Consider the following 8465-nt stretch of genomic DNA (forward strand, 5'->3'; position numbering starts at 1 on the left):
ATCTTTTCCCCTCTTGTTCGGTCGAGCCCGGCGTGTCATAATATCGAGTCATTTTGGCCTTTTCGCATTCATTCTAACGCTTATCCGAGAAGGAGCCGCTCTCATGGTCACCAATGTCCCGATGCTCGATCTTAAGGCCCAATACCGAACCATCCGCGACGAGGTCCGGGCCGTCATCGACGAAGTCTGCGACGCGCAATACTTCATCATGGGCCCCAAGGTCGAGGCCTTCGAAAAGTCCGTCGCCGCCTACTCCGGCGCCAAGTTCGCCGTGGGCGTCTCCTCCGGCACCGACGCTCTTCTCATAGCCCTAATGGCCCTCGACGTCCGCCCGGGCGACGAAGTCATCACCTCGCCGTTCACCTTCTTCGCCACCGCCGGCGTCATCCACCGCCTCCACGCCAAGCCCGTTTTCGTCGACATCAACCCCAGCACCTTCAACATCGACCCGGCCAAGATCGAGGCTGCCGTCACCCCGCGCACCAAGGCCATCATCCCCGTCCACCTCTTCGGCCAGATGGCCGATATGGACCCGATCATGGCCCTCTCGCGCCGGCTCGGCATCCCGGTCATCGAGGATGGGGCCCAAAGTATCGGCGCCGAGTACAAAGGCCGCCGCTGCGGTTCGATCGGCGACATGGGCTGCTTTTCCTTCTTTCCGTCCAAAAATCTCGGGGCCTTCGGCGACGCCGGCATGGTCCTGACCAACGACCCGGCCCTCTACGACAAGCTCAAGCTCCTGCGCGTGCACGGCGCGCCCTCGACCTACTTCCACAAATTCGTCGGCGGCAACTTCCGGCTCGACGCCATCCAGGCCGCCGTCCTCGACGTCAAGCTCAAGCACCTCGACGCCTGGTCCGACGGCCGCAAGAAGAACGCCGACTATTACGACCGCGCCTTCGCCGCTGCCGGGCTGACGGGCCGCGGCCTGATCAAGACGCCTGCGCCCATTTACCGCGCTTCGGGCGATCGCCACTATCACATCTATAATCAGTACACGATCCGGGCCAAGGACCGCGATAAGCTGCTGGCCCACCTCAAGGCGGCGTCCATCGGCTGCGCCGTCTATTACCCCCTGCCGCTTCACCTGCAGGAGTGCTTCGGGGAACTCGGCTGTCCGCTCGGGACGTTCCCGGCCGCTGAGCACGCGGCCAACGCCGTCCTTTCGCTGCCCGTCTATCCCGAGCTGACGGACGAGATGAAAGATTTCGTGGTGGCTAAGGTCAAAGAGTTTTATGCCTAATCGGGCCCTGGCTCATTGGAGGGTCCGTCATCCCGAGCCCTGGCGAGGGATCTCAGATCGCCACGCCCTCCCCTCCAGGTAGGGCTCGCGATGACAGAGCGGGACTCGTTAACGCGAAACGCAATCCCTGATTTTGAGATGGGTTGTCATCCCGAGCCTTGGCGAGGGATCTCGGGGCCTGACGGGTTGCCCTCGCGACGATGGTCGAGGCGATATCGTGTCGAGGACGGCGAAGCACCGCCGCGTCGCTTCGCTTCCTCGCAACGACAATCAAAGAGCGATTTTGCTATAATACAACCCAATTCGCCTGGGAGCCAAATATGCCATATAAGAAAAAGCCAGCCGCCGCCGCGCCCTCTTTTACCCTTGTCTCCGTGCCCTTCCTCTCGCTCTCGTCCGTCAACATCCTCTATATCGGCGCGGGATTCGTGGGGGCCTGCTCGGCCGCCGTTTCGGCCGACTCCGGCCACCGCACCCTGGTCTACGACATCGACGAGCGCCGCATCGCTATGCTCGGCTCGGGCGACCGCGACACGATCGAGAATTGCCTCTTCGAGGAAGGCTTGGGCGACCTCCTCGTCCGCAACCGCGAGCGCATCGAGCTCGTCTCCGACTACCGCAAGGTCGAATCGTTCCTCGACGTCTGCGACGCCGTCTTTATGTGCCTGCCGACGCCCGAGATCGGCGAGACCGGCGCCTCCGACCTGTCCTACTACAACGCCGCTGCCGACCGCCTGGCCAAGGCCCTAGCCCGCCGCAACAAAGGCCGCCAGACCCAATATGTCGTGCTGGTCAACAAGAGCACCGTCCCCGTGGTCATGGTCGACCGCACCGCCGAGATTCTGCGCAAGCGCGGGGTGCGGAACTTCGGCATCGTCTCCAACCCCGAATTTCTGGTCGAGGGCAAGGCCGTCTCCGGCTCGCTCAAGCCCGACCGCATCGTCGTCGGCGCCTGGCGCGAGCGCGATTTCGCCGTCATGCGCCGCATCTACCAGCGCTTTGTCCACGCCCCCGGCGTCGAGTATGTCGAGGTCAACCCCAAGGAGGCCGCGGCCGGCAAGCTGCTGGCCAACTTCGTTCTCTTCAGCAAGCTGGCCGTCTGCTTTGACGTCATCGGCCGCACCTGCGAGGCTTTCCCCGACCTGCAGTTCGAGAACGTCCGCCGCATCCTGGCCGGCGATCCGCGCATCGGCTCGTGGGGCCTCTACAACAGCCTTTACGCCGGCGGCTCGTGCCTGATCAAGGACGCCCGCTCGCTCTCGGCCCAGCTCAAAGAAGCGGGCAAGGAGCCGCATCTGGTCAACGAGACTTATCTGGCCAACAGGCGTCAACTGCTGGGGTTTTTGGACCGGGCCGAGAAGGAAGCGGGCTTTTCCTGGGCGGGCAAAAAAGTGGCCCTCCTTGGCGTCGCCTTCAAGCGCAGCACCAACGACATCCGCAATACGCCGGCCATCGACCTTGCCCGCGTGCTGTCCTCGCGCGGTACTGCCGAGATCCGGATCTACGATCCGGCCGCGATGGATTCGTTCAAAGTCCTCTTCCCGCCGTCCCGCAAGATCAAGTATTTCCCCAACGAAGCCAGGGCGGTGGACGCGGCCGACGCCGTGATCATTGCCACGGACTGGCCGCAATTCCGAGGGCTGGGCGAGCTGCTGCGCGGGCTCAAGGGCCGGCCGCTGATCATGGACGGCCGCCGCATGCTGCAGCACTTCTACCCGGACCTGCGCAAGGCGGGCTTCTCGATCATCGCAGTTGGTTCGGCCTTCAAATAGGGCGCGGGCCTCCTTTAATCAGTTTTGTGGCAAATAGTGTCACAAAAAGCACCGTATTTGTAACGAAAGATGCTTAAAAGTTGAGTAGAAGGGCAATCTAGTTTTGGGTTAGAAGCTTTTGGCGCCGCGCCGATAAAGCCGTCCAGCCAATTCCTCATAGAACTTCCAGAAATCCGTCATTTCGATAGGCTTGATCATCCCGGGAGTATCGATGCCCTCCCTTCTAGCCAAGGCTGTGCCGCCGGTGAGGAAAAAATGCTCTTCTATTTCCGGCAACCCGGCCAATTGGACAAGAACCCGTTTTTGGTCCGGCCCAACAAAAGCTTCAGGGAACCAGCTAAGCATGATCGTATACCTCGAGCATGCGATTCCACTTGGCCCTTGCCCAGGGCGATAAGCGGACCCGAGTCAATGCCATTCGGATCTCGCTCCAGTCGAAGAGCTTTTTAACATCGACGACTCGACCGCGTTCGAGCAATCTGGTCATGGCCCAATCAAGCGATCCGCTTTCGGGATTCGCTTTCGCCTCAGCAAGAAACGCCTTGAGAGCTCGCTCTTCCGTCAGATTCGGGTAATCCCAAAACACGGCCTTCAGGGGATTCCAATCAGGCCTCCGCCTTGCCCCGGAAGCTGGGTCGATTTCAATACGCCCTTCCGAGGGGGGGAAGGGCGACGGTGCGGGATGCGGCAAACCGGCATCCGAATCGTGCGCACTCGTATGCCACACCGGTGGGCCCTCAGCGACCCTTCCCGCTCCGCCTCCGCGCCCGATCCTCTCCAGATCCCCCGCATCTATGCCGGTAACGACGGCCACAGGCTTGCCGTGATTCGTGACGACGATATCCTCGCCCGCAGCCGCCCGGAGTATTTCTGACGTCTTGCTTTTAAGCTCTCTAACATTGACGAAACGCATGATTTACTTTTCTTGGTGACTACAATTGCAATACTAATGTAACTACAAATTTGGCCTTTGTCAAGAAAAATTTAGCAATTTAGCAATCCGTTCGGGCCGAGGCCGGATTTTCACGCGCGCGAGAAATGTTGAATGTTGAGACCTGACCCCTATTCCAGACCCAAGGCGAACCGGATCGCCTCCCTTATCTGCCGCATCCTCTCGGCGCTCAAGCTCGTGATTCTCGCCGCCAGCAATCGCTTGGGGATCGTCACAATGGAATCAAGGTTTACGACGCACGGCTTCGGGACGCCGTCCTCCTCGCCCAACGCGACCTCGACCGCGATCCCGCGCACGGTCCTCGTCAGCGGCGCCACGGTCACGGCGCTCCTCACGGCATAGGCTTCCTCCCGGCTTAAAAGGACCACGGGCCGCTTCCCCGCCGGCGGGCCCAGATCGGCCCACCAGACTTCGCCTCTTCTCACGACCAATCCTCATCCGACAGAATTTCGGCCGCCGCCCGGGCCATGGCCTCGGCGAACGTAGGATCCTCGGGCCTCTCGCGATACCCGGCGATATATGATTTGACCGCGTTTTCCCGCAGCCGCGCCGCCCGCCACTCCCGAAAAATCCCGAGAATAAAGGCGCTCCTCGTCACCCCGGCTTTCTTCCGGATGGCTTCCATTTCGTCATACTCCTGACATGGAATACTGACGGCAAATTTGACGGAATTTCTCATTTTTTCGTTTCCCCCCCCAAGCCTCGCTTTTCTGTTCGGTAGGAAAACAATCATACTACGGTATTACTGTTTAATCAAACAAAAAAGTAATCGCCCCGTCTCTCGGTTCTCGAGGACTTTACGAGAAATGTTGAATGTTGAGACCTGACCCTTTTTAAAACATAAAACCAACGAGGATATGGTGGCGCCAGAAGTTGGGGTCGAGGGCGGCATCCGCGATCCTGGCCATCTGATACTCCAAGACAAGGCCCACGCCCCCCAGGTCCACGATCGCCCCAAACATCAGTTTGAAACCGAAGTTGGCCTTGAACTCCGTCTCCGTCGTCTCCTCCAGGGTGATCATGGACATGATCATCTCGCCCCCCGCTCCCGCGCCGACATAGACCGCCCCAGGTTCTCGCCGACCTTCAGGTGCAGCCAGCCCATGACCGGAAAGCTATGGAGACCCAATTCCTCCGACGATCGATAGGCCGGCTGGATCTCGAACCCGAAGGCCAGGTTCCGGCTGATCCCGAAGTCCCAATTCAGAGCGATCAGCCAGGCGTCTCCGAACGAATCCGTCGCCGGCTTCGTCTGGTAGCCGAACTTGAGCGTGAAAATCGAGGGATTCGTTCTTCCGGGCGTCGCCGCCCCGATGATCGGCCCTTGCGGTTCGTCTTCTCCGGCCCCAGGCCCGGCCCACAGCCCCCCGGCTCCCGCGGCGAGAATGGCCGCGGCGACAACCACGGCAACCCGCATCGCCTTCATCCCGATTCGGTTCGAATTCGTTCTTTGCTCGCGCATTTTATTTCGCCTCTCACTATGAATAAGATCGCAGGCCTCGGGGATCTATTCGCGCTTCCCCGCGCACATTCAGCCTGAAAGCAAAGTAGTACATGCGTATTCGGCTGTCAACAGGCCTCGCCAAAAACGTTAAATGCAGAAAGACCTGCCTCAAGATTCGTTTCGCGAATCTTGAGGCGTGACCGTAAAGCCCGGGTCACGACCCCTCGGCGAGGTTTTCCATCAAAACGCCTAGAAGTTGGAGGAACAAGTCCCTCCCCCACAATTTCAACGCTTCCTGCTCCCGTAGCGGCAGGAACCGCTCCACGTCCCGGCGCACCACCGCCCAATCGACTTCGGCGATTCTCTTCCGCAAGCTCGTCTCAACCCAGCCTGCATCGACCTCGACCCTCTGTCCCGCCCATGGGCCCTGCTGATCGAGAGCATGGCTCAGGAGCACAAGATCCGGAACGGTCCTTCTGTTGACGTACCAAATGAAGTCATACCAGTCTCGTCCCTTCGTATACGTCCGACCGAGCATCGCCCCTATCTTCATGGCGAATCCGGAGGCCAGGGACTGAGTGGTCAAAGCGGCGGTCACGGGAAAAGCGAGGTAGCGCGTTTCATAGCTCGACCCAAGCGGGGGATTGACGTCGATTTCGAGCTTCACCTTGATGAGCTTCCGGAGGTCCCTTTCGAATGGCAAATCAATCGGCGGAAACCGGCCGATGGATTCCGCCCGGATCATGGCCTTCTTAACCGCTCCGGCCTCGCCGGACTTGTCTTGAACGCTGAAGCGGAAGCCCTCCCCGGTTGCGTCTTTGCCCACGGCGGCGAGATACCGCCCCCATCGAAAATCCGGATCCGGCCGTTTCAGAAAAAAGTCCAGGTCCTCGGAGAAACGGCTCATCCCATAGATGATGCGCAAGCAGGTCCCGCCGTGAAAAACCGCCTGCCCGCTCGCAAAGAACCCGGCCCGGGCGAGGCCGGCCAAGACGTATTGCTGGACGAGCTCCTGGAGGACGTTTTCCTGGTCGATGGTACCCGTAATTGAATATTCCTTGAGCTTTTCTTCGAGGACCCTTTGCCTCATGTCTTGATCTCCCTCGTCAGCGCCCTAAGATAATCCGTTACCCGACGGCTCCGGAGGCTCTCGCAGATCTCGTCCAGGCTTTCAAACGGGATATTTTCGAGATCGTCCCGATCGATCCGCATGGATTCCGTCAGGAAGGCGAGGCCGTCCTTAACCCAGCTCACTTCTCTTCTCGTATAGATCAGGTCGGCGATGGCCCTGAGGGGAGTCGCGACGAAAGCCCAGCTCCGGCCATCGACCTTCAGCGCCTGGACGCCGGCTCTCGGATCATCGGCCGGAACGCGGACAAAGCTGAAAACGCCGACCGGCGTATGAAACGTCCGGCTTCGGAGCGACGTCACGCTACCGACCTGATAAACCGCTTCCGGGATCAGGCCGTGGTGGCTTAGGGCCGATTCCAAGCTGACGTGGGAGGGGGAGTGCAGTATCGCCGCGACGACGAACGGATGAGGATGGGTTTTCCGAAGCTCCGGAGCGAGCAGGAATAGCCCGGGCTTGAGCCGGATGACTTCACCCGCCGAGACGGCGCGGTGCACGAGCACCTTGCGGGCCTCTTCGGACCGCTCGGGGAAGAGATTCCGAACGACAGTTTCATCGAACAGCCCCCCCGGTGGGGATAGAAGGAGGACTTTTTCAGCCACAGCCTGCATTATGTTAATAGGTTACTATAAGTGTAACCTAATAGCAATAATTATTATCGGCGATTATGTTAAGCCCTGTCCCCTCCCTTGAAGATCTTTTGTCATCGCGAGCTTCCACATTGTCATTGCGAGCCCTTGGCGTGGCAAACGCTTCGGCGGTCGGCGCAAGGGCAACCTCTAGGCTCCCTACGCTTGACACCCCCCGCCCCCGCCACTATTCTACATCCATGAAAGGCATCATCCTCGCCGGGGGAGCCGGCACGCGCCTCTTTCCCATCACCCGCGTCGTCAGCAAACAGCTCCTGCCCATCTACGACAAGCCGATGATCTATTACCCCCTCTCGGTCCTGATGATGGCCGGGATCCGCGACATCCTCATCATCTCGACGCCCGAGGATCTGCCCCGCTTCGAATCCCTCCTCGGCGACGGCGCCCAGCTCGGCCTGCGCTTCGCCTATAAAATCCAGCCGCGCCCCGAGGGCCTGGCCCAGGCTTTCCTCATCGGCGAGGAGTTTATCGGCTGCGACCCCAGCGCCCTTGTCCTGGGCGACAACATCTTCTTCGGCAGCGGCCTGTCCGAGATTCTCGAGCGGGCCGGCACCCTCGCCTCCGGCGGCCTCGTCTTCGGCTACCTCGTCCGCGACCCCGAGCGCTACGGCGTCGTGGAGTTCGATCCCTCCGGCCGCGTCCTCTCCCTCGAAGAAAAACCTGCCCACCCGCGCTCTCACTACGCCGTGCCCGGGCTCTATTTCTACGACAACGAGGTCGCCTCCGTCGCCCGCGCGCTCAAACCCTCGCCGCGCGGCGAGCTCGAGATTACGGACCTCAATCGCGCCTACCTCGACCGCGGCGCCCTCAAGGTCGAGCTCCTCGGCCGCGGCTTCGCCTGGCTCGACACGGGCACCCACGACTCGCTCCTCCAGGCCTCCAACTTCGTCCAGACGATCGAGGAGCGGCAGGGCCTGAAGGTCGCCTGCGTCGAGGAGATCGCCTTCCGCCGCGGCTACATCGACGCCGCTGAGCTTCGCACCCAAGCCAAAGTCATGGACAAGAACGAGTACGGCCGCTATCTCCTGCGCCTGGCCGACGGCGGGTTTTAATCGTGGCCCTTATCTTCGCCTCTGCGCCCGGCCTGCCGGACGTCAAGATCATCACGCCCGATGTCTATGCCGATGAGCGCGGGTTCTTCCTCGAGACCTACTCCGAGCGCAAATACCGCGACGCCGGCATCCCCGGGCCGTTTGTCCAAGACAACCACTCGCGCTCGTGCCGCGGCACTCTGCGCGGCCTCCACTTCCAGCGCCCCAATCCCCAGGGCAAGCT

The 8465-nt window shown here is 60.8% G+C and carries 12 protein-coding genes; 4 read left to right on the forward strand and 8 right to left on the reverse strand.

The features are described from left to right. Positions 1 to 103: 103 nt before the first annotated feature. Together NTZ26_04195 and NTZ26_04200 are read left to right on the forward strand one after the other, a co-directional pair. Positions 104 to 1243 (forward strand): DegT/DnrJ/EryC1/StrS family aminotransferase, encoded by a 1140-nt coding sequence (locus NTZ26_04195; protein MCX6559693.1) that lies wholly within the window; start codon positions 104 to 106, stop codon positions 1241 to 1243. A gap of 320 nt (positions 1244 to 1563) precedes the next feature. Continuing rightward, positions 1564 to 3015: a nucleotide sugar dehydrogenase gene (locus NTZ26_04200; GenBank protein MCX6559694.1), complete on the forward strand. Its 1452-nt coding sequence runs from the start codon at positions 1564 to 1566 to the stop codon at positions 3013 to 3015. A 108-nt stretch (positions 3016 to 3123) separates the two neighbouring features. On the opposite strand, the gene NTZ26_04205 is transcribed toward NTZ26_04200, so the two are convergent. From NTZ26_04205 to NTZ26_04240, 8 genes are all read right to left on the reverse strand, one after another. Then, complete coding sequence (locus NTZ26_04205) at positions 3124 to 3360, reverse strand: hypothetical protein (GenBank protein ID MCX6559695.1); 237 nt, start codon at positions 3358 to 3360, stop codon at positions 3124 to 3126. Continuing rightward, positions 3353 to 3928: a type II toxin-antitoxin system prevent-host-death family antitoxin gene (locus NTZ26_04210; protein MCX6559696.1), complete on the reverse strand. Its 576-nt coding sequence runs from the start codon at positions 3926 to 3928 to the stop codon at positions 3353 to 3355. Before NTZ26_04210 ends, NTZ26_04205 begins: the two co-directional genes overlap by 8 nt. Positions 3929 to 4077: 149 nt before the next feature. Beyond that, on the reverse strand, positions 4078 to 4392 hold the full coding sequence (locus tag NTZ26_04215; GenBank protein ID MCX6559697.1) for a type II toxin-antitoxin system PemK/MazF family toxin: 315 nt from the start codon (positions 4390 to 4392) through the stop codon (positions 4078 to 4080). Next, the gene (locus tag NTZ26_04220) at positions 4389 to 4592 is read right to left on the reverse strand and encodes a hypothetical protein (protein MCX6559698.1); all 204 of its coding nucleotides are present in this window, start codon (positions 4590 to 4592) and stop codon (positions 4389 to 4391) included. Before NTZ26_04220 ends, NTZ26_04215 begins: the two co-directional genes overlap by 4 nt. A 208-nt stretch (positions 4593 to 4800) precedes the next feature. After that, on the reverse strand, positions 4801 to 4995 hold the full coding sequence (locus NTZ26_04225; protein MCX6559699.1) for a hypothetical protein: 195 nt from the start codon (positions 4993 to 4995) through the stop codon (positions 4801 to 4803). A gap of 2 nt (positions 4996 to 4997) precedes the next feature. Next, a complete protein-coding gene (locus tag NTZ26_04230) occupies positions 4998 to 5429 on the reverse strand; it encodes a hypothetical protein (protein MCX6559700.1) in 432 nt (143 codons plus the stop codon). A 196-nt stretch (positions 5430 to 5625) separates the two neighbouring features. After that, positions 5626 to 6501, reverse strand: coding sequence for a nucleotidyl transferase AbiEii/AbiGii toxin family protein (locus NTZ26_04235; protein MCX6559701.1), 876 nt, complete (start codon positions 6499 to 6501; stop codon positions 5626 to 5628). After that, on the reverse strand, positions 6498 to 7142 hold the full coding sequence (locus NTZ26_04240; protein MCX6559702.1) for a hypothetical protein: 645 nt from the start codon (positions 7140 to 7142) through the stop codon (positions 6498 to 6500). The genes NTZ26_04235 and NTZ26_04240 overlap by 4 nt, the downstream gene beginning before the upstream one ends. A 227-nt stretch (positions 7143 to 7369) precedes the next feature. Here NTZ26_04240 and rfbA point away from each other — a divergent pair, with 227 nt between their 5' ends. Then, positions 7370 to 8242, forward strand: coding sequence for a glucose-1-phosphate thymidylyltransferase RfbA (rfbA, locus tag NTZ26_04245; protein MCX6559703.1), 873 nt, complete (start codon positions 7370 to 7372; stop codon positions 8240 to 8242). An 11-nt stretch (positions 8243 to 8253) separates the two neighbouring features. Then, a partial coding sequence (locus tag NTZ26_04250) for a dTDP-4-dehydrorhamnose 3,5-epimerase family protein (protein ID MCX6559704.1) occupies positions 8254 to 8465 on the forward strand: 212 nt, incomplete at its 3' end.

The sequence above is a fragment of the Candidatus Aminicenantes bacterium genome, from assembly GCA_026393855.1.
Taxonomy (GTDB): Bacteria; Acidobacteriota; Aminicenantia; order Aminicenantales; family UBA4085; genus UBA4085.